Source organism: Moraxella macacae 0408225 (genome assembly GCF_000320365.1).
GTDB lineage: Bacteria > Pseudomonadota > Gammaproteobacteria > Pseudomonadales > Moraxellaceae > Faucicola > Faucicola macacae.
On the sequence record NZ_ANIN01000001.1, the window covers coordinates 565,578 to 587,803 of the forward strand.

Sequence of the window (22,226 nt, forward strand, 5' to 3'; positions counted from 1 at the left end):
ACGGTTTACATCAAAAAAATATACGCCCACAATGCCACAATGATAATTGCGACGGCATTTAACACTGCACCAACTTTCATCATATCACGTTGGGTTACATCACCTGTTCCCATGACAATAGCGTTTGGTGGTGTGGCAACAGGCATCATAAATGCACAGCTTGCACCGATACCGATGATTAACACCAAAACCTCTACAGGCAAGCCCATTTGAACTGCAATTGTAGCAAATACAGGCACAAGCAAGGCAGCCGATGCGGTATTTGAGGTAAATTCAGTCAATATGATGATAAAGGCTGACATCACCAAAAGCACCACAAATATCGGAGCCGTTGCAAAAGTATTGGCAATTTGTTCACCGAGTACCAAAGATGCCCCTGATTTGTCCATGATGGTGCTAAGGGTAATGCCACCGCCAAATAACATCAATACACCCCAATCTGTACTATCGCTGACTTGTTTCCAACTCACCAGTCCAAAACCAACCACGGCCACAGCGGCACTTAATGCGATCACTGTGTCAGGGGATTTAATGCCAAACGTTGTGCCTAACTGTTTGCCAAAAATCCACGAAATTGCTGCTAACACAAAAATGACGATGGTTGCTATGCGAGGCATTGTCCACGGAATTGGCTGGCTTGTAAGATTGATACGGCGGTTTAAGTTTGGACGCAACACCAAATACATAGATCCAAGTAAAGCTGGCAATAACACAATCATCATTGGCAAACCAAATTTCATCCAACCTGCAAAATCCAAATCCAACGCTTTGGCCGCAATTGCATTTGGAGGCGATCCGACTAAGGTTCCAAGTCCACCAATACTGGCAGAATAGGCAATACCTAAAAGCACAAATACATAGGTGTTGCGATCCGTGGTTTTGTCAATTTGGGTCAATATTCCCAGTGCCAGCGGCAACATCATAGCGGCGGTTGCTGTGTTGGAGATCCACATAGACAAAAACGCGGTTACACCAAAAATCATCAATACTGCACTACCAAAATGTCCTTTTGATAACGAAATTAACCACAGTGCAATTTTTTTGTCCAATTGTTGTACATGTAGGGCGGTTGCCAATGCAAATCCGCCAAAAAACACAAAAATAATTGGATCAGCAAAACTTGCCAAGGCTTTTTTGGTATCAAGCTCATCAAAACCCAAAAATACCGCCAAAATTGGCACAAGCAACGCCGTGATGGTAATGTGCAATGCTTCGGTTAACCATAAAATTCCAATAAAACACAACAATGCCAAACCTTTGTTGACATTGACATCATAGGGCAAAACTGCAAACAGCCCAAAAGACACCAAACATGCAATCATGGTTAAAATTAACCCACGCTTGTTTTGTTTTGAAATGGTTTCGGTAAAATCCACCAGTTCATCATCAGGTGCTTTTATTTCACGCATAAACTATCCTTATTATTAATTTACCAAAATTATCAATTTACCAAATCAAAAATACAGCTTGCTTAAACAACATCAGCCAAATGATTGATACAAGAGCTATTATAGAAAATTGCAACTAAAAACACAAATCTTACAATCTGTAAAAAACGTGTAAACTTTATAAGATTTTGACAGTTTTTTTAACAAATTGTTAAACAATGTTAAATAACCAACAATGTTAAACAACTGTTTAAGTTAATTTTTTTTGCACCCAATAATGATACACATTGGCATAAGGATCAGGGTTTGCAAGTTTGTTTGGATTGATTTGTTGTTCTTGTGCCAATAAATTATGCCCCAAATGTCGACAAAAATTTGGAATATCGCGCGTGGTGGCCGGATCGTTGGCAATGATGTGAATGATCTCACCTGCATCCGCTGTGCGTATGGTTTTGTGTAACAGCATGATTGGTTCCGGGCAAATCAGTCCAAGAGTGTTTAATTGGTGTTTGGCCTTAAAAGTGTTGTTCATAGGGAGATTTCCGTGTGTTGTTCTTGTAAAAAACTAAAAAAGCGTTTTAAGTTGGCTTTAAACATAAATGCCACGCCAATCCACGATGCAAATGCCACATAACTGCTGATAAAAAACAACCCAAACCCAACTGCCAAACACATGACTATCATGCCAGGCTGGCTTAAACGATAGCGGTATAAAATAAATGCCACAAAACACGACAATGGAATGGTCAAACCAATCACGCTATAAGAAATATAATAAAAGCCGTGATAAATCAAGGTGTTGTCATGAAATTTTGGCAAACTTTTTAGCGTCCCAAACAATAAAAAAAGCACAATTGCCAAATAAATCAGATAAATGCTGATTTGGTTTACTGTTTTGGCTGTGTTGATGATTGCAATGATTGCAGGCGGAATGGTTTTATTCACAACAAATATTCTCCATCGCCACTTCTAAGCCAACTGCCAAGTAAGATTGCTGAGGCAATGCTATCGATCGGATCGTTTTTAGTTTTGATTAAGCCGTACTCCCAAGCTAAGTTTTTGGCTTCACGACTGCTTAAGCGTTCATCAAAAACCACCACATCGCATTGATAATGACAAGTTTGTAACTCGTGTTTTAAGCGTCTGGCAAATTTTTTGGCACGCAATCCCATCGGTGAAATTGTGCCGTCCATGTTGAGTGGCAAACCGACGACAATTGTTGTTGCTTGCCATTGTTTAATTAGGCTTAACAATGCTTGCCAATCGGGTTTTCCGTTTTGCATAGCAAATTGCATCAGAGGTCTTGCATTTCGGGTTAAGGTGTTGCCAAGCGAAATACCCATTTTTGCCGCTCCAAAATCCAACCCCATAACCGTTTGGATTTTGGCTTGATTGTTGTTGGCTAAAGAATTTGGCATTAAGCATATCCTATTTCGGTGCTAAAGATGTCAAAATTTACCCCTAATTTTTGACAAACTTTGTCATAACGCTGTTTGTAGGGCGTGTTAAACAAAATTTCACTGTCAGCAGGAGCAACGAGCCAATCGCCTTGTGCAATTTCATCTTCTAATTGTCCCGCTTGCCAACGACAATGCCCCAAACACAGCTCAATGTGTTGAACGCCTTGTCCTGATGCAATGTGGTGCAAAATATCGCGACTCATGGTAATGCAAATATTTTCTTGAATGACAAATGACGATGCCCACACGCCTTGTCCGGTGTGCAGTACAAAACCCACTTCAGGGCTAACAGGCCCGCTTTTTAACGCGTAACGCTTGTGTAAATTTGTTGTTGTTACGACCACGCCAAGCTCTTCAAACAGTTTGGCAATGCAGTTGTTGTGATTAGGTTTGTTAATAATTAGCCCTAACACCCCTTGATTGTCATGCCGACAAATATAGACGACGGTATTGGCAAAAATATCTGTTTCAATGTTTGGCGTGGCCACCAAAAAATGATGGGTAAAATCAAAAGCAGAGGTTTTTTTGGGTTTTAGTGGGTGAAAGTGGTTAAACATACGTTGCTATTTTCCAAAAAATGAAGCAAAAATTAAGCGGTTGTTTGGCATTATCATTGACTGCAAAACTGTTGGCTATAAAACAATTCATCATAAAACAATTCGCTATAAAACAATTCATCATGATACAACCTGTTGATTTGCCAACAAACTGCGAGCGTGTTCTAATGTGGTTTTGGTGATATTGATGCCGCCTGACATTCTGGCTAATTCATGCACTTGGGCGTCATCTTGGATAATCTGTAGGTGCGATTTGGCTTGGTTTTCTTGGGTTTTGTATACCAAAATATGCTGATGGGCCATTGAGGCAACTTGGGCTTGGTGCGTGATGGCAATGATCTGTTGTTCTTTGCCAAGTTGTCTTAATAATTCACCTAAGATTTGGGCTGTGCCACCACTAATACCCACGTCCACCTCATCAAAAACCAACAATTGTTTGGTTGAAAGACAATTGTTGGTATGGTTTTGTTGCTTGCGACAAATGCCTTGTGCATCAATCACTTGCATGATTAATGCCAAACGCGACAGCTCACCACCTGATGCAATTTTATGAATTGGCTGTAAGGGCATGCCAACATTGGCACTAAACAAAAGTTCAATATTTGACAAACCGAAACTTTGTGGTTTTTCCAAGGTTTCAAAACAAAATTTGGCTTGCACATTGAGTAATGCCAATGGTTTTAAGCGTTCCATCAAGACTGTTGCAAGTTTTTTGGCGTGTTGTTTGCGTGCATCATCTAGTTGTTTTGCCAATGTCAAATAATTTTGATATGCCTGATTAACTTCTTCTGCCATCGCTTTTGGTGAAATTACGGCGGTTAATTTATCCAGTTGGGCTTGCCAATCGTTGCTATTTGCCAACAATTGTTCAGGCGTGGTTTGATATTTGCGTGCCAAACGGTGAAAAGTAGACAATTGTTCATCTAATATTGCCAAACGTTCAGGATCAAGGCTTTGTCTTTCGCCGTAATCGGCAAGATTGCTGCTAACTTCGCTTAAAATACTTTGGGCTTCGTACAATCGTTCTGTGCAGTCGGCATAAGTTTGGCTAAGACTGGCTTGGTTTTCGCACAATTTAATCACGCGGCCTAATAATGACATAATTGCAGGTTCGCCGTTGTCATTGTCAAGCAATTGTAAAGAAACAGATGCTTGTTGCATCAAATTTTCAAGATTGGATAATTCGTCATATTCTGCTTCAATCTGTTTGTAGTTAATCTGTGAAATTGGTTCAATATCGGCCAATTGATTTTCTAACAGTTGGATTTGTTGTAGGCGAAATTGTTCGTCTTTGGCGTGATGTTTTGCTTGAGATTTGAGTTTTTCATAATGCAAAAACGCTTGATAAACCGATGTGGCTAAAGAGGTTAGGCCTGTGGCACTGTCCAGCCATTTTGTAACAAACTGTGGTTGCAATAAGCTGTGTTGGGCGTGTTGACTGTGAATATTAACTAATAAATTGCCTAATATTTTTAATTCATTAATGCTAATTGGTGATCCATTCAGCCATGCTTTGCTGCGCACGGTTTTATTTTGTTGGCTTAATTGACGGCGGATTAACAGACAATTGTCGTCTATTTTGTAGTTTTGTGTTTGTAGCCAAGCCTGCACGTCAGGCAATTGGCAAATGTCAAACTCAGCAAAAATCTCGGCACTGCTTTTGCCATGACGGATAAGACTCACATCGGTACGTCCGCCCACGCACAGTTGCAAGGCATCCAGCAATAAGGATTTTCCAGCCCCTGTTTCGCCTGTAATGACATTAAAGCCTTGATGCATCTGTATCTCGGCATATTCCATCAATGCCAAATTTTGTAAAGTCAGTTGGATAAGCATACATATTTTCCATGATTTGCCAATAAATAATTGCCAAGAAGTGATATTTTAACATTTTTATGCAAACTTTTAACCTTTTATCACAATAAATTTATCGCAACAAATTTTAGCCAAATGCACAGCTTACAAAATTTTATGTAAAAAATAAATTTGTATCACCCATTTTTGTCAAAATTATGTTAAGATAAACCACCATGTTAAAGTCTAATTGATAGGAAAAAATCATGACTTCATCTAGTCGTTTTGACCACGTGTCGGTGGAAAAAATTGCCAATGTGTATTACGAAGGGCGTAACTTTAGTCGCACAGTGTGGTTTGAAGATGGGCGCAAAAAAATGCTCGGAATTGTTATGCCATGCGATGGCGAGATCAGCGAATATGAGTTTACAACCGAAACATCAGAGCGTATTGAGATTTTGGTTGGTGAATGCGAGGTGAAACGCGCAGGCGAAATTGAGTACAGTTATTACAGAGCAGGACAAGCGTTTTTGGTGGAAGGGCATAGCAGTTATGTGATGAAAAATGATGCAGTGGTGCAGTATATTTGTCATTTTGAAGGGTGATTTAATAATTTATTAAGCTATCTGTTAGAATATTGTTAAAAAATTTGTTAAAATTTTTGGAAAAAATATGTCAAAACCTGTTTATTACTATGGTATTCATGCAGTAAGTGCTATCTTGGAGCAACGCGGTATTGATGCTTTAAACTTATTTATCCAAGATAATAAACAAGGCAATAAACAAGGCGACAAAACCGACAAAGCTGTCCAAAAAATCCTTGAACTTGCCAAAGGTTACGGCATTAGTGTGCAGTTTTCTGCCAAAGACAAACTTAGCAAACTTGCCAACAGTCTTCATCATCAAGGCGTTGTACTACAAGCTCGTCCTGCAAAAGTGGCTGATGAGACTGATTTAAAACAACTGATTGAACAGTTTTACCAACAAAACAAACCGATTTTGTTGTTGGTGCTTGATCAAATCACCGATCCAAATAATTTGGGTGCATGCTTGAGAACTGCAGCGGCTATGGGCGTGTCAGCGGTGATTGTTCCAAAAAATCACAGCTCTAATCTTACCGCTGTTGTTGCAAAAGTGGCGGTCGGTGCAACTGAATTGATGACGTTTATCCAAGTTACAAACCTTGCTCGCACGCTAAATGATATCAAAAAGCAAGGGGTTTTTGTGTATGGCACGGCATTGGATAATAGTGCAAAATCGGTGCAAGAGGTTGATTTAACAGGGAATGTTGCGATTGTTATGGGATCTGAGGGCGATGGTATTCGACGGTTAACGGCGGATACTTGTGATAAACTGGTTTATATTCCGATGATAGAAAATGAGCGTGGGGCTATCCAAAGCCTAAATGTCAGTGTTGCAACAGGCATGGTGCTATATGAAGCCAATAGGCAACGGAGAATGGGGTTATGACCGCTTATATTTTTGATGCCGAAGCCCATGATTTAAAAAATCCTTGTGCAACCGAAATTGCTTACATAAAGGTTGGTTTTGTTGAGACAGATTTGACATATCTTGAATCTAAAGCCTTTGAACAACGCTACAACCCACAACAAAAAATCAGCTACAGCAGTATGGCGATCACACGGATTTTTGATGAAGATGTTGCCAATATGCCACCGCACACTGATTTTGCACTGCCTAATGATTGTCAATATCTGATCGGACACAACATAGATTTTGATTGTGAGGTATTAGCCAATGCCAACTGTGATTTAAGCCAAATTAAACGCATTTGCACCCTTGCATTGGCACGTTTTTGTTATCCTGATTTGGACGGCCATACGCTTGGGGCGGTTCTTTGTTATTTACACCCTGACATTGCCAAAAAAAATCTGGCACACGCACACGGGGCAAAATACGACATTTGGTTTACATTTTTGATTTTAAAAACCATGTGTAAAAAATTAAATATTGACAATATTGCCAAACTATACGAAGTGGCCGCAAATGCACGCAAGCCCACCCATATGACTTTTGGCAAATACAAAGGAATGGCGATCAATGAATTGCCAAGCGACTATGTGGATTGGTTGTTAAAACAAAATGAAATTGACCCTTATTTAAAATTGGCGTTAGAAAATTTGTAGTTGTATTAAACTTGTTTTTGTATTAAACTTGTTTTTAATACAAATTTTTGTTAACAAAAACAGGAAAAAATTATGACTGATACCATAAACCCCTTGTTAAGCAAAAATCCGTATTTTAATCATTCTGGCCTAACCTCCTCTCAAGCAAATTATGTCTGTGAACGTATTAAAGAACACTTAAAACCCATTCAAGATCAAGTACAAAATCTAGAAACGCACACCTCAAGCCTTGATGGCGAAAAATTAGATAATTTTGAACGCGTGGATAATATCCAAGATAAATTAACCAAAATTGGACAAATGTATGCAATTTCTGCGTTTTTACGCACCGCCATCAAAGAAAAAGATGAACGGATAAATAAAATCAATATAAAGATTAATCAATTGCACATTAACATTATCAATCGATTGCATGCAGATCATCAGGAACAATTGGACAAATTGACTGAAAAACAAACTGTAACCATAGATGATTTTTTATTAACCTTGCCCTTAAACGACGTGGTCATTTATAAGACAGCAGAAGCCAAAGCAGCCCATATTGGCAAATTTATTCATAATTTTGATAACATTCGTCAATTAATCAACAAAAAAGAGCGTATTGGTTTTAAACAAGTGGGGGAACAAGTGTTTAAAATTCATCATACGCCGTTATATACGCTTGATGAATTGCAGGCATTGCAGGCGTTTTTATTGGCTAAGCATCGTGAATGTGAAAACACAGTCAATCGCTATAAAGCACAGTTTCATGAGTTTGAAAATGAACACAAAAGACAGTATTTGCAACAATTTAATCGCATTAATGACGAACATACAGCCTTAATTAATCAACTGGTGGCACAAGAAACCGAAGAATTATTGGCGGTTAAATCACAAATTGCTGACTTTAAAATCATCATTCCAAATGAATTTAAAGTACTTATTTATGACTTGTTAAAAGAAACAAGTTAACAAAACCCAGCGTATAACTCATTTGAATAATTTTGAACAATTGCTATTTTGACCTATAAAATAGCAATATTTCAAACCTAAGCAACTTGCACCGTTAGACTAAATTTGATCGTATGTTCACAAGGTGAATATTCACATTAAAAATTCGCTCTATTTTCAATCGTTGTTACTTTGATGGAGAGTTAATTCCATTATTTGATGACTTTGTTTTTGACTTTGGCTTTGAGAAAATAGAGGTCTTTGACTTTGGATTAAACTTTGTCTGCGTGGTGCAAGGTTGCTTATTTTTTTATTTTTATTTTTTGTTTTTACTGTTTTAATCAATTAAATGTATGAATACGATTTTTAATGCCGAACAAAACCTATATTTAGCCCTGCTTGATTTATCTAAAAAATACCCACTTGCCAATGATTGGTTAACTCAATTGCCAAAATGGCTGTTGCATATTAAGGATAAATCTCGCTATGCCAACGCAACTTATTATGAACAGGCGGTAATTAGGTTACCAAATGTGGCAGATAAAAACGTAAGTTATGATTTTAATGCACCAAATGTTACGATTAATTTGGCATTAACAGACAGTGAGTATAAACAAGCCAATGCCTTATTAAAAACGCTTATGCCTTGGCGAAAAGGGGGTTTTAAGATCGGTGATGACAACAACAGTATTCATATCGATACCGAATGGCGTAGTGATTTAAAATGGGATAGGGTTTTGCCGTATATTGGTGATTTAAAAAACAAGCGTGTTTTAGATGTTGGTGGCGGTTCTGGGTATCATGGGTTTAGAATGCTTGGAGCGGGTGCTGCTATGGTTGTGGTGATTGATCCGTCGTGTTTGTTTTATTATCAATTTATGGCAATCAAACATTTTTTAACCAATGCTGTTTTAACCACTCCGCCTATTCATTTTATTCCTGTGGCCTTGGAGCAATTGCCATTTACCACAGAGCATAACAAGCAACTGTTTCATACGGTTTTTTGTATGGGCGTGTTGTATCATCGCGTATCACCGTTTGATTGTTTATTACAATTAAAAAATCAATTGGTTAAACATGGAGAATTGATATTAGAAACCTTGATTGTTGATGGTGATGAAAATACGGTTTTGGTGCCAAAAGACCGATATGCCCAGATGAACAATGTCTATTTTTTGCCAAGCGTAAAAGCCTTAACGGTTTGGTTGGAAAAAGCAGGGTTTTGTGATATTAGATGCGTGGATATTAACGAAACAAGTTTTAAAGAACAGCGGGCAACCGAGTGGATGGATTATCAATCTTTGACAGATTTTCTTGATCCAAATGACAACACAAAAACCATAGAGGGCTATCCGCGTCCGAAACGTGCGGTTATGGTTGCTAAAAAAGCATAAAAATTTGACAATTGATAAAATCATGATGAATATTTTAATTATCGGTGCAGGAAAATTGGGTGTATTGCTTGTTAATGCCTTAAAAGATCAGCACAACATTACCCTTGTAAGTCGCAGCCAAAAAAATATTGACGGTGTTCATGAAATTGTTAAAAACGCACAAGACTTGACAGCTGCTGATTTTAACGTGATGTTTGATGTAGTTTTTGTGATAATTAGTCCAGATGTAAGTACAATAGCCGATTATTATCGTACTTATGTTGCCACAGCCGAACCGATTTGTAATAGCATACGGCATGCACAAAATGGCAAATATCCAAACTTATTTTATATTTCGTCCGTCCGAGTGTATGCAGATAGCCCTAATGATATTATTACAAGCAACACAGTGCCTATGCCTACCGATGAATTTGCAAGGCTGATTTATGCAGGCGAGTTGATTTATCAAGGCTTATTGGGCGATCGCGTTAGTGTGGTGCGTTTAACAGGATTAACCGACTTTTGTCCATTAACCAAATTGCACAAAAATGACTGGCTTGCCAAACGTGCAATAAGTGCAACGCATGTCAATGAGTTGCACTGGTTAAATTTGGTGCATCGAAAATTTGTTGTTTGTCAGTTAATCGGTTTATTAAACCATTTAGACAATCTAAAATCTGTGTATCTGTTTAATCAATTATCTTCTTTGCGTCATGAACTGTACAACCAAATTCGTGCGGTAAAAAAACACAAGCCGTTAACGATTTCACATTTAACTGACAATCCTGCAAACCTAACCGTAACAGGCAAACGGATTGTTGTTACGGATTGTTGTGATGATCCAATTTTTTAAACGGTTTAAATGGTTTAACCTGTTTTTTTTAAATATTGTTAACGTTTTTGATGTTGTTTAATAAATTTTAATTATTTTGCTGCTGTAGATGCATTGGTTGCCACAGATGCAACTTTGGCTTTTTTCTCTACTTTTTTCTCTGCATTGTCGCCATTGTCGCTTGTTTTGGCTTCGGTTTTACTGCCAGCTGAAGCAACTTTGGCTGTGGCTTCATTTGCGGTGGCAGGCTTGGTTTCGGTTTCATTCGCGGTTTCATCTGTATTGGCGGTTACGCCTGTTGCTGTCGATGCAACGCTCGATGCGTCATTGGTGGCGGTTGTTGCTGTGGTGCTTGCGGTGTTAGACGCTGCTTGTGTTGCTTGGGCGTTTAGAGATTCTATAGAATGGTGCTGACCTGCAGGGCGTAAAAATGCTGCAATTGCAATAAACGCAACCATAATCAAAAATAACACAATACCGCCCAATGCCATGCTTAATTCTTTTTTGACATTGTTTTCCACAACTTCATGGTGTGCCATGCTAAACCTCGCTAAATGCTGATTGTTAATTGCTAACTTATAAAAATAGTTGTCATTATATACTAAATTTTAACCGCTTTGTACAAAACCTTACTGTTTTTATGGTATTTTGTGAAAAAATCTGTTTTATTGGGATTTTTTTGCCAATTTTGATAATAAACTTATTAACAACAACACGCCACTTAACAGCAAAACCGGATAGCTGCCCCATTGCATAAAGGGGGTTGTGCCTTGTCTGGCTTCTACTTCACCGCGTAAGACAACTCGCTGAAACTGTGGGGCTTTGTCAACGATTTCACCTTTGTGGTTGATAATGGCGGTAACGCCTGTGTTGGTGGCTCGCACAAACCAACGCCCTGTTTCCAGTGATCGCATTTGCACCATTTGTAAGTGTTGTAATGGCCCTGCGGATGTGCCAAACCATGCATCGTTTGACACGGTTAATAAAAAATCGGTATTGATTGCGTTGCGTCGCGTGGTATCAGGATAGGCAACTTCGTAGCAGATTGCGACACCGACTTGGTTGTTTTTGGCAAGCAGTGGGGCTTGATAGGCTTTGCCCGGACGAAAACTTACCGAGCCACTCATCAGATCTGGCAAGGCCCAATTTAACAAACCTTCAAACGGCGTGTACTCACCAACAGGCACAAGATTTTGTTTTTTATACAAGCCCTTGCCCTCTGATCCCAATGCCATGACACTGTTATAAAACGGCTCGTATTTGTCTGTTTTTGGATTGTATTCGGCAATGTCAGCATAGGGTATGCCTGTAATCCATGTGGTATTATGTCGTTTGGCAATTTGAGCAATTTGGCTGATAAATGGTGCTGCTTCAGTTTGTAACATGGGAATAGATGATTCTGGCCATACAACAAGATCTTGCCCCCATTCACTTTGCGACAGTTCGGCATAAATTTGTAGGGTTTTTTGGCGAAATTCTAACAGCCATTTTAAATCTTGTGGAATGTTGCCTTGGATCAGAGAAACGCTCAATTTTGGCGTGTTTTTTGGCGTTGTCCAATTTGGGTTTAATAACCAAATGCTTGTACTGGCAAGTAACATCATGCCAGCCAATACGCTAAAATGATACTGTTTTTTGGCAATTTCTACCAAACTTGCTGACAAAAATACCGCCACAAAACTCAAGGCAAGCACGCCAAATAGTGGTGCTAAACTATTTAGCCATACTTGTTCGGTAAATGCATAACCGACAAACAACCACGGAAATCCTGTAAATAGCCAAGTTTTTAGCCATTCTTGCATCACCCATAAAGCAGTAAAACTAAACGGTTGTTTGGCAAAAAAACGGTTAAATACCACCGCCAAACAACCGTGAAACAGCCCCATGACAAGCCCCATAATTGCAATCATGCCAATTGCCACCGGCATCGGTGTATTGCCATAAGTGTGAATAGATGTGTACAGCCAAAACGCCCCCACGCACCAAAGCCCCATGCCATACATTTCACCAATCCAAAACGCCCGTTTGTTACTCATCGGTGCAAGCAACAATGCATACAAAACCGCAGGGGAAATCAGGGCAATAATCCAAATATAATACGGAGCAAGTGCAAATAAAAACACCGCCCCTGAAAACCACGCAATCATTAAGCGTGGCAATAAGGCAAATTGATCAATTGCACCTGATTTATTTGGGTTAATTTGTTGAAATTTTAATTGTTTTTTGAGCGATTGAGTGGTTAGACGCATGGTTGGTTACAGATTTTTTAAAGGTTGGTTGAATTTGACCGTTTATTATAATCTTTTTTTAATTCAATTTCTTGGATAAATCGCTCATTCATAGACAAAACGGTTAATTGGCAATCATCAATTTGTACCGATTGTCCCAGTGCTTCATTGACTTGTCCTAAATGTTGCATAACCAAGCCACCCATGCTGTTGACACTGTCATGGTTAAAATTTGTGCCAAGTTGTTGGTTGCACACTTCGATCGGCGTGCCAGATTGGATAATCCAAGTGTCATTTTTGCCAATGACAGGTGCAATTGGATTTGTTTCATTGTTATTGTCAATTTCATCGTGTTCGTCTTCGATATCACCGACAATTTCTTCTAGCAAATCTTCTAAAGTAACCACGCCTGCTGTATTGCCAAATTCATCAATAACAATTGCCATGTGCATTTGGTTTTTTTGGAATAAACGCAACAAACTGTCCGAACGTGCGGTTTCACTGATAAAAATTGGTTGGCGTAAGATTTTGGTTAAATCAAACACGGCTGTGGTGTTTTGTGCGGTGTTTTGTGCTTTATCCACCAAAAACGGAATTAAATCTTTGGCTAACAAAATTCCGATCACTTCTTCAGGGTTTTCACCAAAAACAGGATAGCGCGAATGGGCTGTTGCCATATAAGCACGCATGATGTCGTTTGGGGTGTTGTGGATTTGGATAAAAGCGACTTGATTGATGGGTGTCATGATTTCATGCACTTGGGTTGCAGGCAGATCTAATACGCCCTCTAACATTGCAACCGTGTCAGGTTCTAACAATTGACGAGAATTGTGAATGAGTTTGACGAGTTCATCGCGGGTTTCAGGGGCAGCAGACAGCCAACGCCTTAATCCTTTAGACCAACTGTTGGTTGATTGGGGGTGAGAATGGTCATCTGGCATGACACACAAAAGCCTCTTGTTGCTAATATTAATCACACTTTAACCAAAATTAACAAATCTTGCAATATTTTTTTGTTAATAAGCGACTTTTTGCATTGAGTTTTATAATTTTTGCTAAAAATTATTGTCTTTAAGATTCATTGTCTTTAAAATTCATTGTGCTTAAAATTTATTGCTTAATCCAATAAATGATTCGTTCTTCTTGTTCTATTTCGTCGACATCATCTTCTGACACGCAACGTCCTGCCACGCTGATATGGTTTTGGTGCATGGCTTGTTTGGTTTTGGTTTTATCTTGGGTGATAAGATAATGCCAATTTGGCAAACCTTGACCTTGGTATAGGCGTTTGTAGGCACAACTTGCAGGCAACCACGGCAAATCTGGTATTAATTCTGCAGTCAAACTTATACAATCAGGCACATGCGATCGTCGATGGGTGTAATTTTTGCACATACCAGTTGTGCAGTCCAGCAGTCGGCATGCCACATCGGTATATTCTACCACATCGCTATCTTCGTCTTGTAATTTTACCAAACAACAAGCACCACAGCCATCGCACAAAGCTTCCCATTCAGCGATGGTTAATTCAGCCAATGCGTATTTTTGCCAAAATAAAGGGCGTATTTCACATTCATTCATATCAATTTAAATTTTCAATTCAATGGGTGTCAATTTTGATCCAATCATAAAGATACCTAACCAACTCATCTACTGAAGTTACCACCATATCCGCCCCCCAAGTGTAAATTTCACTGTCTTTGGATATGTAGCCATAACCTGCGACAATTGTGTGCATATTGGCATGGTTGCCTGCTTTGATGTCGCGGATATGATCACCGATATACACACAATTTTTGGTTTGTAGGCTTGTGTTAAATTTGTCATTGAGTTGTTTTAATGCCAAAAACATAGGTTCAGGATCAGGCTTTGTGTTTGTTACATCATCAGGGCAAACCAATACCGAACAACGCTTGGTAAGGTTTAATTTTTCTAGCAATTTTTCTGCCAAATAACGCGGTTTATTGGTAACAATGCCCCAAAAAATATTATGACTTTCTAATTTGGATAAACATGCATCAAGGCCGTCAAACAAGCAACTGTCAACACAAATATCCGCTTCGTAAGCATCTAAAAATGCTTGGCGGTATAAAAGCAGTTTTGGATTGTCATCACTGATATTTGCCAATTCTTCACCAAACATAAGCCTTATCATTGCTTTGGAACCTGCAGATACTTGCTTACGTATTGCTTCATCGCTCGGTATTGGTAGGTTGTGTTGAATGCACATGGCCTTGATAATACGAATAAAATCAGGGGCGGTATCTATCAGCGTGCCATCTAGATCAAATAGAACGGTTTTTTTTGTCATTTTTGCTTTGTTGTTTATTAAAAAACCAAATTTTAATCCAAAAGTAAGCAATGCACAAGGCAAAAACCAATACTCAAGATAAAAAACCAATACTCAAGACAAAAAACAAAAGCCACTACAATTAAAATTTTAGTTTTTTGTCAATCAATGCTAAAATGGTAATTTTATCAAAAGTTACAAACAATGATTGATTTTCACATGCAACAACCTACGATTTGTGCAATTGCAACACCAATTGGACGTGGCGGTGTTGGCGTAATTCGTTTATCGGGTAAAACTGCCTGCGAAATTGCCAAAAAATTAACAAAACGCACAAAAGATTTTACGCCACGTTATGCACATTTTTGTCGGTTTTATGATGATAACGGCGTGATTTTAGATGAAGGTTTGGTATTATTTTTTCGTGCTCCGCATTCTTTTACAGGTGAGGACGTTGTTGAAATTCAAGGGCATGGTGGCATGATTTTGCAACAACAATTGCTTAGCCGCTGTTATGAACTTGGTGCAAGGCAGGCTCATGCCGGCGAGTTTTCCATGCGTGCTTTTGAAAATAATAAGATGGATTTGGTGCAAGCAGAGGCGATTGCTGATGCTATCGATGCCACAAGTGTGGCTGCTGCTCGTGGTGCGATGCGATCGTTAACGGGTGAATTTTCTAAAAAAATCAATGAACTGTTAAACAAACTCATTCATCTTAGATTGCATGTTGAGGCGGCCATTGATTTTCCTGATGAAGAAGATGTGGATTTTTTGGCAGATGCGACCATTACTAAGCAATTGAACGCCCTAAAAACCCAAGTGGCGGACGTGCTTTTTGGTGCTCAACAAGGCCAATTGTTGCGAGATGGTGTGTCAGTTGTGATAGCAGGACGACCCAATGCAGGAAAATCAAGCCTATTAAACCGCCTAGCTGGCACTGAAAGGGCAATTGTAACAGACATTGCAGGCACAACGCGCGACATTTTACAAGAAACTTTGGTGTTAAAAGGGCTTGCCCTAAATATAACCGATACAGCGGGTTTACGCAATACTGAAGATGTTGTGGAAAAAGCAGGCATTGATCGTGCCAAAAATGCCATTGCAACCGCTGATTTAGTATTGCTTGTCTATGATGTTACCGTGGATCATGATCCGGTTTTGCTTGCCAAAGAATTGTTTGGTGCATCGCCTAATCCAAAAAATATGTTATTGATTGGCAATAAAACAGATAAATTAAAGCACATTGACGATTTGCCAACAGACATTGAGGGTTTTGGACTTGCCTATGTTTCATGTGAAACACAAAGTGGATTGCCCCAGTTGGTTGATAAAATCTGTGAAAAAGTCGGTTTTCACCCTCCTGAAAACACGCTGATTGCACGAACTCGCCACCTTGATGCCTTAAAACGCGTGCAAGTTGCCTTAAATGATGCAGAGCAGCTTCATGTGTATCAGGCAGGGGAACTTATGGCGGAGAGTTTACGACTTGCCCAGATGAATTTAAGTGAAATTACCGGTGAATTTAGTGCCGATGATTTGCTTGGTAAGATTTTTGGTAGTTTTTGTATTGGTAAATGATTGATAAACAAACAATTAAGGATTTTTATGTATTGTCCATTTTGTAATGCCATTGACACGAAAGTTTTGGATTCGCGCCTTGCTGCTGAAGGGGCACAAGTTCGTCGCCGTCGTCAATGTAGTACATGCAGCGAGCGGTTTACAACTTTTGAGATTATCGAGGCGGTTATGCCACGCATTGTCAAATCCAATGGACGTGTTGAACCATATGACAGCCAAAAACTGCGCCGCTCTATCTTGTTGCCATTACAAAAACGTCCCATTGCGACCGACAGCACCGAGGCTATGATCAGCAGAATTGAGAAAAAATTACGCCAATCAGGTGAGCGAGAAATTAGCAGTCAATTTTTAGGCGAGATTGTCATGACAGAATTAAAAGCACTGGACGATGTGGCGTATGTGCGTTTTGCCAGTGTGTATAAGGATTTTCAAGATATTGAAGCCTTTAAACAAGCCTTATCTACGCTTTCTGATGACAACAAAACCACAGCAGATGCCTAATGCAATAACATGCCTAATGTAAAAAATGTTTAATGCAACAAAAATATGATAAATTCTCAAGACAGCTATTTTATGAGTATTGCCATTAATTTGGCAAAAAAAGGACAATTTACCACAAGACCCAATCCTTGCGTAGGTTGTGTGATTGTCAAAGACAACCAAGTGATAGGACAGGGCTATCATTATAAAGCAGGGCAGCCACACGCTGAAGTGTTTGCATTGCGTCAAGCCATACAAAAAATTGGTGATGATTTGATGGGGGCTACCGCTTATGTTACCCTTGAACCGTGTAGTCATTATGGACGTACACCGCCGTGTGCTGACGCGTTAATTAAAGCTGGGGTAAGTCGCGTGGTGATTGCAACAAGCGATCCCAATCCTAAAGTCTTAGGTGCTGGCATTGCCAAATTACAACACGCCGGGATTAATGTAACAACAAATGTTTGTCAAGATGATGCCAAAAATCTCAATCAAGGTTTTTTAAAAACCATGGCGGGTGGCTTGCCTTATGTGCGCTTAAAAATTGCCTGTAGCCTAGATGGTAAAATTGCTATGACAAACGGCGAGTCCAAATGGATAACAGGCGACAAAGCCCGCGATGACGTACAAAAATTGCGAGCTGTGTCAGGGGCGATAATCACAGGCAGTGAGACAATTATCCAAGATGTGCCACGCCTTGATGTTAGAAGCCACAAAATTGCTAATTTGGCAGATATCGATCAGCCGTTATTGGTGGTGTTGGATCGTCGAAAACGGCTCAATTTAACAGCAACTTCTTTAAAATACCAACAAAACCGCCCTTTTTGGTTGTGTCAAGATGAATTAAGTTTGGCACAAGTTTTAACAAAGCTCAAAACCGATCATCAAATTCACGATGTGTTGGTGGAGGCAGGAGCAAGCGTAGCAACGGCGTTTTTAAAGGCTGGTTTGGTTGATGAGTTTATTGTGTATCAAGCACCGTGTTTGTTGGGAAATTCGGCAAAACCCATGTTTGTAGCAGATTTTTATTCAATCAGCGAGCAGTTGCGTTTTAAGATGGTTTCGCATGAAACGCTTGGTGATGATTTGAAGTTAACATTCAAGCCTTTGTAACATCAAGCCTTTGCAAGCAATTGATTAGAAAAATTAAACGATGATTGGTGATTTAAACCGCTGTAATTGGCGTTTTTTATGGTTTTAAAAAGTTATCCACAGCTTTGATTGGGTTTAAATGAGTTTAAAAATAAGATTTATAAATCGGTGGATAACTGTTTCACGTGGAACTTTTAAGGCATGTATTTTATGCCAATTTGGCTTGTAGGCATTGTTTTTACAAGGTTTCACGTGGAACAATTTTATAAGGTTTAAATTTTAAGCCAAAAAATTGATTGTGGATAACTTTTTAATGCCAATAAAGTTGTTGGTAATGAATAAAGTTACCCACAATGCCCTGAAATTTTACCAAGGTTTTTATTAAAAATCTAATTTTTAAAAAGTAACATGCTTTTATTAGTAAATTTTAACAATTGCTTTGGGTTTAGATTGGGTTTTTGGTGTAAAAGCGACATAAAAAGCCTCGGTGTTTATTTGTGTGGTTTGTGCTAAAATGTGCTGTTTTTCGTTTTTAAAGATAAATCGTTTTTAAAGATAAATCGTTAGGGTGAATTATGACAAAGATTATCGGTATTGGTAACGCTCTTGTGGACATTGAGTTTTTGTTAAATGACACACAATTGGCAAATACAGGCCTTGAAAAAGGCAATATGACACTGGCAAGTCAGTCAGAACAGCGTGAGTTAATGCAGTCGTTAGATGAACAAAACATTGGCGTAAGCAAACAAGCAAGTGGCGGTTCATCGGCCAATGCGATTGTGGCTATGGCAAGTTTGGGTAGCGAGACGTTTTATATTTGTCAGGTGGCAGATGATGCGTTGGGGCAATTTTATTTGGCGGATTTAAATCAAATTGGGGTAAAAACCTCCAAAAAATCATTGTCAAAACAAGGAGTTACTGGAACTTGTTTGTCGCTTGTTACGCCTGATGCTGAACGCACCATGCAAACTCATTTGGGCATTTCGGCAGAAATTGATGAAAATGCGGTGGATTTTAGTCAATTGACAGATGCCAATTGGCTGTATATTGAGGGTTATTTGGCAATGAGTCCGTCTGTTCAAGAGGCTATTTTGGCGTTAAAACAACAAGCGGTGCAGCATGGTGTTAAAATTGCGGTAAGTTTTGCTGATCCTGCGGTGGTAAAATTTGCCAAAGATGGTTTAGATGTGATGTTGGCAGGTGGCGTAGATGTGGTGTTTTGCAACTGCGAAGAGGCCAAACTTTACACCAATGCCACCACGCACGATACCGCTTGTCAATCGTTGTTAAAAGTGGCAAAAATGGCAGTGGTAACCAATGGGGCAAATGGTACGATGGTGGCGTATCAAGATGACTATTTGACTGAAAAACATGATAACAATCAAGTATTTATACCATCGGTTGCGGTAGAAAATGTGTTGGATACCACAGGGGCAGGCGACAGTTATGCAGGGGCGTTTTTGCACGCTTTTGCTGATGGAAAAGATTTGTTAAGCTGTGGCAAATTGGCAAGTTGTGTGGCAAGTTTGGTGATTGCTCAATTTGGTGCAAGACTAACTGCAGAACAATACCAATATGCCTTGCAAAATCTTAATTAGACTGATAACTTAAGTAAGTTTAATTATCAAACCATTGTGATAAGTTTGGCAAATCACACAGTGGTTTTTTATTTGATTTGTGTGTTATTTTATTTGTGTGTTATTTAGCCCTTGTTAAACCTTGATGTTTGTTTGCAATTTCAAGGTTTTTTATTATCTGTCCGCGGATAACGATGTCAGGGCTAATCTCAAGCATCGGAATAACGACAAAATTACGCTCAAAAATACCCATATGTGGCACGGTCAAGCGTTCATTGTCAATCTGTTCGTCGCCATAAGTCAATAAATCCAAATCCAAACTTCGCTCGCCCCAACGTCGCACACGCACGCGTTTTGCTTGTTGTTCAAAACCTTGCAAAATGTCTAATATATGAAGGGCAGGTAAATCGGTGTAAAATTTTGCCACGGCATTGATAAAATCGGGCTGATCAGTTACCCCAAAGGCTTTTGATGTGTATAGGCTTGACACACAAAAATCAGCAAAGTTAGGGTGATTTTTTAGCCAAGCAATTGCTTGGTTGATGTGATCGATGGGTTTACCCAATTCGTTGCCAAGATTGCTGCCGATACCGACATGGCATAGTTTTTTTGACATGATTAATCCTGTTTGTTAATCCTACTTGCTAATCCTGTTTGATTTTGACTGAACGCTTGTTTTTGGTTTGGGTTGTTTTGTTAGATTCGGTAAAGCCTCTTTTTTTGTCCAGTAATGATAATGTAGAGCTTGGTTTGCGGTGTTTGCGTTCAGCGGGTATGTCTTGCACAAGACTTGCAATGTGTTGTTTGTTTACACAAGCTTTGGTGTTGCGTTTTTCTTGATGCTGTGAATTGCTAACTTCAAGCATTTTTTCAATATTGGCAAAATAATCGTAAGTTTTTGTTGGTTGATTAACCAAAGACAGTTGTTGTAATTGCTCGCGTTCGCGTTGTTGTTGCTCGGTGAGTTTGCCTTTTTTGCTTTTTTTGTTATCTGTTGCCTCAAAAGAATCGTTGGTTGTCAATAGGTTGGCAAAACGTTGTTTGGCCGTTTGGCTGTCAAATTCATGAATGGCTTGCTCGCGCTGTTTTGGGTTTAAAGTCTGAAACCACGCCCACCAATGCCCCATACCGTGTGTGCTTTCATTGTCAAGCGTGATGGTCTGATTCATTAAATGTAACAGTGTCTGGTTTTTGGCAAAAACTTGTTCGCGTAATAACAAAAAGTCAAAACCGGCTCTAAAATTTTGATTTTCCAAGATTTTTAACAGATTTTTTTTGCGTGGTTCGACCAATTTGCTTTGCATAAGCCAAATGTCTTTAATAAAATTTTCGGCAAATTTTGGCATGGCGGTGCGTTGGCGTTGGCGATCAAGCACAAGGTTGCTGGCAAAAATCTGTGCTTCATTAAAACTCATTTTTTTACGGTGCTTATTGAGCAAAAATAAATAATTTTCCCACAATAAAGTGGCATAAAAAAACGCAGGGTTTGTGGTTTTGCCACTTTGAATGCGTTTATCGGTGTTCAAGGCGACTTGTTCCACCAGTGGCGTCATCATGTTTGGCGGATAAAACAACAAGGCATCAAAGGCTTTATAATCGTACAATAATGGCAATAAATTCATTAAATAACCGCCCGAAAACAGCTTAATTGTTTCATCATACAAACGGTGAGGCGATACCTGACTAAGCAGTGCCCAATGATCGGTGCAAAATTGTTTTTCTAAAGATTTATCAAATTTAAAGTTTAATTTTGCTTTAAAACGCAATGCACGCAATAAGCGAACAGGATCTTCTTCGATTCTAATTTTGGTATCACCGAGCAAACGAAGCGTGCGATTATGCAGGTCATTAAGCCCATTGCAAAAATCATACAGCACTCCCTCAAGCGGCTGATAATATAGGGCGTTAATGCTAAAATCACGACGCACCACATCGGTAAGTATGTCGCCCCATACATTATCACGCACAATCATACCGTCATTGTTGGTATGGTTATTCCCTGTTGGTTGGCCGCGAAAGGTTGCCACTTCGATCAAATCTCGCCCTGAATACACATGACATAGCAAAAAACGCTTGCCAATAATGCGACAACGCTTGCCAAATACCGCCTTAATCTGGGTTGGCGTGGCGTTCGTTACCGCATCAAAATCCTTTGGTTCAAGTCCAAGCAAGGCATCGCGCACGCCACCGCCAACGATGTAGGCTTCAAATCCTGCTTGATTAAGCGTCAAAATCACTTCCTTGATAGAGCTTGGCAAATAACCCTTGTGTAAGCCCAAATTTTTGGCATCATGACAGGCTTGTTTGCGATCGGTGATAACAGACAAGGATTGGTCTGAATTTTGACGGATTTTGGTTTTTTTTGCCGTTGATTTTTTGGTCATTGATAAATTTTCTCAACATAAAAATAAAGGATTTTTCTATTTTAACAAATTTTTGTCAATCGTTGGTAAAAGTTGTGTGTAAATTGATAAAAACAACCAAAACTACCAAAAACTTG

At 39.2% G+C, this 22,226-nt stretch carries 23 protein-coding genes; 10 read left to right on the forward strand and 13 right to left on the reverse strand.

The genetic code is table 11. The annotated features are described in order from the left end of the window. Nucleotides 1–5 precede the first annotated feature (5 nt). From MOMA_RS02510 to recN, 6 genes are all read right to left on the reverse strand, one after another. Nucleotides 6–1,409 carry an SLC13 family permease gene (locus MOMA_RS02510; protein ID WP_009767043.1) on the reverse strand — a complete coding sequence of 468 codons (1,404 nt, stop codon included), beginning with the start codon at nucleotides 1,407–1,409 and terminating at the stop codon, nucleotides 6–8. Between the two features lie 229 nt (nucleotides 1,410–1,638). Further along, nucleotides 1,639–1,920 carry a sulfurtransferase TusA gene (gene tusA / locus MOMA_RS02515; protein ID WP_009767044.1) on the reverse strand — a complete coding sequence of 94 codons (282 nt, stop codon included), beginning with the start codon at nucleotides 1,918–1,920 and terminating at the stop codon, nucleotides 1,639–1,641. After that, a complete protein-coding gene (locus MOMA_RS02520; protein WP_009767045.1) occupies nucleotides 1,917–2,333 on the reverse strand; it encodes a hypothetical protein in 417 nt (138 codons plus the stop codon). Before MOMA_RS02520 ends, tusA begins: the two co-directional genes overlap by 4 nt. After that, entirely contained in the window at nucleotides 2,330–2,806 is a 477-nt protein-coding gene (gene ruvX / locus MOMA_RS02525; protein ID WP_009767046.1) for a Holliday junction resolvase RuvX, read from the reverse strand. Before ruvX ends, MOMA_RS02520 begins: the two co-directional genes overlap by 4 nt. Next, complete coding sequence (locus MOMA_RS02530) at nucleotides 2,806–3,405, reverse strand: YqgE/AlgH family protein (RefSeq protein WP_009767047.1); 600 nt, start codon at nucleotides 3,403–3,405, stop codon at nucleotides 2,806–2,808. The genes ruvX and MOMA_RS02530 overlap by 1 nt, the downstream gene beginning before the upstream one ends. Before the next feature lie 120 nt (nucleotides 3,406–3,525). After that, nucleotides 3,526–5,241, reverse strand: coding sequence for a DNA repair protein RecN (recN, locus tag MOMA_RS02535; RefSeq protein ID WP_009767048.1), 1,716 nt, complete (start codon nucleotides 5,239–5,241; stop codon nucleotides 3,526–3,528). A gap of 224 nt (nucleotides 5,242–5,465) precedes the next feature. Here recN and ppnP point away from each other — a divergent pair, with 224 nt between their 5' ends. The 6 genes from ppnP to MOMA_RS02565 all read left to right on the forward strand — a co-directional run bounded on the left by ppnP (nucleotide 5,466) and on the right by MOMA_RS02565 (nucleotide 10,502). Continuing rightward, nucleotides 5,466–5,804 carry a pyrimidine/purine nucleoside phosphorylase gene (gene ppnP, locus MOMA_RS02540; RefSeq protein WP_009767049.1) on the forward strand — a complete coding sequence of 113 codons (339 nt, stop codon included), beginning with the start codon at nucleotides 5,466–5,468 and terminating at the stop codon, nucleotides 5,802–5,804. A gap of 67 nt (nucleotides 5,805–5,871) precedes the next feature. Then, complete coding sequence (gene rlmB, locus MOMA_RS02545; RefSeq protein WP_009767050.1) at nucleotides 5,872–6,669, forward strand: 23S rRNA (guanosine(2251)-2'-O)-methyltransferase RlmB; 798 nt, start codon at nucleotides 5,872–5,874, stop codon at nucleotides 6,667–6,669. Further along, nucleotides 6,666–7,346, forward strand: a complete 681-nt coding sequence (locus MOMA_RS02550) for a putative quorum-sensing-regulated virulence factor (protein WP_009767051.1) — start codon at nucleotides 6,666–6,668, stop codon at nucleotides 7,344–7,346. The genes rlmB and MOMA_RS02550 overlap by 4 nt, the downstream gene beginning before the upstream one ends. Nucleotides 7,347–7,418: 72 nt before the next feature. Next, nucleotides 7,419–8,297, forward strand: a complete 879-nt coding sequence (locus MOMA_RS02555) for a hypothetical protein (protein ID WP_009767052.1) — start codon at nucleotides 7,419–7,421, stop codon at nucleotides 8,295–8,297. A 332-nt stretch (nucleotides 8,298–8,629) separates the two neighbouring features. Beyond that, complete coding sequence (gene cmoB, locus MOMA_RS02560) at nucleotides 8,630–9,670, forward strand: tRNA 5-methoxyuridine(34)/uridine 5-oxyacetic acid(34) synthase CmoB (protein WP_009767053.1); 1,041 nt, start codon at nucleotides 8,630–8,632, stop codon at nucleotides 9,668–9,670. A 22-nt stretch (nucleotides 9,671–9,692) separates the two neighbouring features. Next, nucleotides 9,693–10,502, forward strand: a complete 810-nt coding sequence (locus MOMA_RS02565; protein WP_152411756.1) for a Rossmann-fold NAD(P)-binding domain-containing protein — start codon at nucleotides 9,693–9,695, stop codon at nucleotides 10,500–10,502. Nucleotides 10,503–10,573: 71 nt separating this feature from the next. On the opposite strand, the gene MOMA_RS02570 is transcribed toward MOMA_RS02565, so the two are convergent. From MOMA_RS02570 to MOMA_RS02590, 5 genes are all read right to left on the reverse strand, one after another. Beyond that, nucleotides 10,574–11,020, reverse strand: a complete 447-nt coding sequence (locus MOMA_RS02570; RefSeq protein WP_009767055.1) for a hypothetical protein — start codon at nucleotides 11,018–11,020, stop codon at nucleotides 10,574–10,576. A 126-nt stretch (nucleotides 11,021–11,146) separates the two neighbouring features. Then, entirely contained in the window at nucleotides 11,147–12,730 is a 1,584-nt protein-coding gene (lnt, locus tag MOMA_RS02575; protein ID WP_009767056.1) for an apolipoprotein N-acyltransferase, read from the reverse strand. Between the two features lie 17 nt (nucleotides 12,731–12,747). Further along, nucleotides 12,748–13,650 (reverse strand): CBS domain-containing protein, encoded by a 903-nt coding sequence (locus MOMA_RS02580; RefSeq protein WP_009767057.1) that lies wholly within the window; start codon nucleotides 13,648–13,650, stop codon nucleotides 12,748–12,750. A gap of 169 nt (nucleotides 13,651–13,819) precedes the next feature. After that, nucleotides 13,820–14,290 carry a YcgN family cysteine cluster protein gene (locus MOMA_RS02585; protein WP_009767058.1) on the reverse strand — a complete coding sequence of 157 codons (471 nt, stop codon included), beginning with the start codon at nucleotides 14,288–14,290 and terminating at the stop codon, nucleotides 13,820–13,822. Nucleotides 14,291–14,309: 19 nt separating this feature from the next. After that, on the reverse strand, nucleotides 14,310–15,020 hold the full coding sequence (locus tag MOMA_RS02590; RefSeq protein WP_040624974.1) for an HAD family hydrolase: 711 nt from the start codon (nucleotides 15,018–15,020) through the stop codon (nucleotides 14,310–14,312). A gap of 183 nt (nucleotides 15,021–15,203) precedes the next feature. Here MOMA_RS02590 and mnmE point away from each other — a divergent pair, with 183 nt between their 5' ends. The 4 genes from mnmE to MOMA_RS02610 all read left to right on the forward strand — a co-directional run bounded on the left by mnmE (nucleotide 15,204) and on the right by MOMA_RS02610 (nucleotide 19,747). Beyond that, nucleotides 15,204–16,577 carry a tRNA uridine-5-carboxymethylaminomethyl(34) synthesis GTPase MnmE gene (gene mnmE, locus MOMA_RS02595; protein ID WP_009767060.1) on the forward strand — a complete coding sequence of 458 codons (1,374 nt, stop codon included), beginning with the start codon at nucleotides 15,204–15,206 and terminating at the stop codon, nucleotides 16,575–16,577. 27 nt (nucleotides 16,578–16,604) lie between these two features. After that, the gene (gene nrdR, locus MOMA_RS02600; protein WP_009767061.1) at nucleotides 16,605–17,078 is read left to right on the forward strand and encodes a transcriptional regulator NrdR; all 474 of its coding nucleotides are present in this window, start codon (nucleotides 16,605–16,607) and stop codon (nucleotides 17,076–17,078) included. Between the two features lie 45 nt (nucleotides 17,079–17,123). After that, complete coding sequence (gene ribD, locus MOMA_RS02605) at nucleotides 17,124–18,170, forward strand: bifunctional diaminohydroxyphosphoribosylaminopyrimidine deaminase/5-amino-6-(5-phosphoribosylamino)uracil reductase RibD (protein ID WP_009767062.1); 1,047 nt, start codon at nucleotides 17,124–17,126, stop codon at nucleotides 18,168–18,170. A gap of 554 nt (nucleotides 18,171–18,724) precedes the next feature. Continuing rightward, entirely contained in the window at nucleotides 18,725–19,747 is a 1,023-nt protein-coding gene (locus tag MOMA_RS02610; RefSeq protein WP_009767063.1) for an adenosine kinase, read from the forward strand. Between the two features lie 100 nt (nucleotides 19,748–19,847). On the opposite strand, the gene folK is transcribed toward MOMA_RS02610, so the two are convergent. After that, entirely contained in the window at nucleotides 19,848–20,342 is a 495-nt protein-coding gene (gene folK, locus MOMA_RS02615; protein WP_009767064.1) for a 2-amino-4-hydroxy-6-hydroxymethyldihydropteridine diphosphokinase, read from the reverse strand. Between the two features lie 28 nt (nucleotides 20,343–20,370). Then, nucleotides 20,371–22,110 carry a polynucleotide adenylyltransferase PcnB gene (gene pcnB / locus MOMA_RS02620; RefSeq protein WP_009767065.1) on the reverse strand — a complete coding sequence of 580 codons (1,740 nt, stop codon included), beginning with the start codon at nucleotides 22,108–22,110 and terminating at the stop codon, nucleotides 20,371–20,373. Nucleotides 22,111–22,226 lie beyond the last annotated feature (116 nt).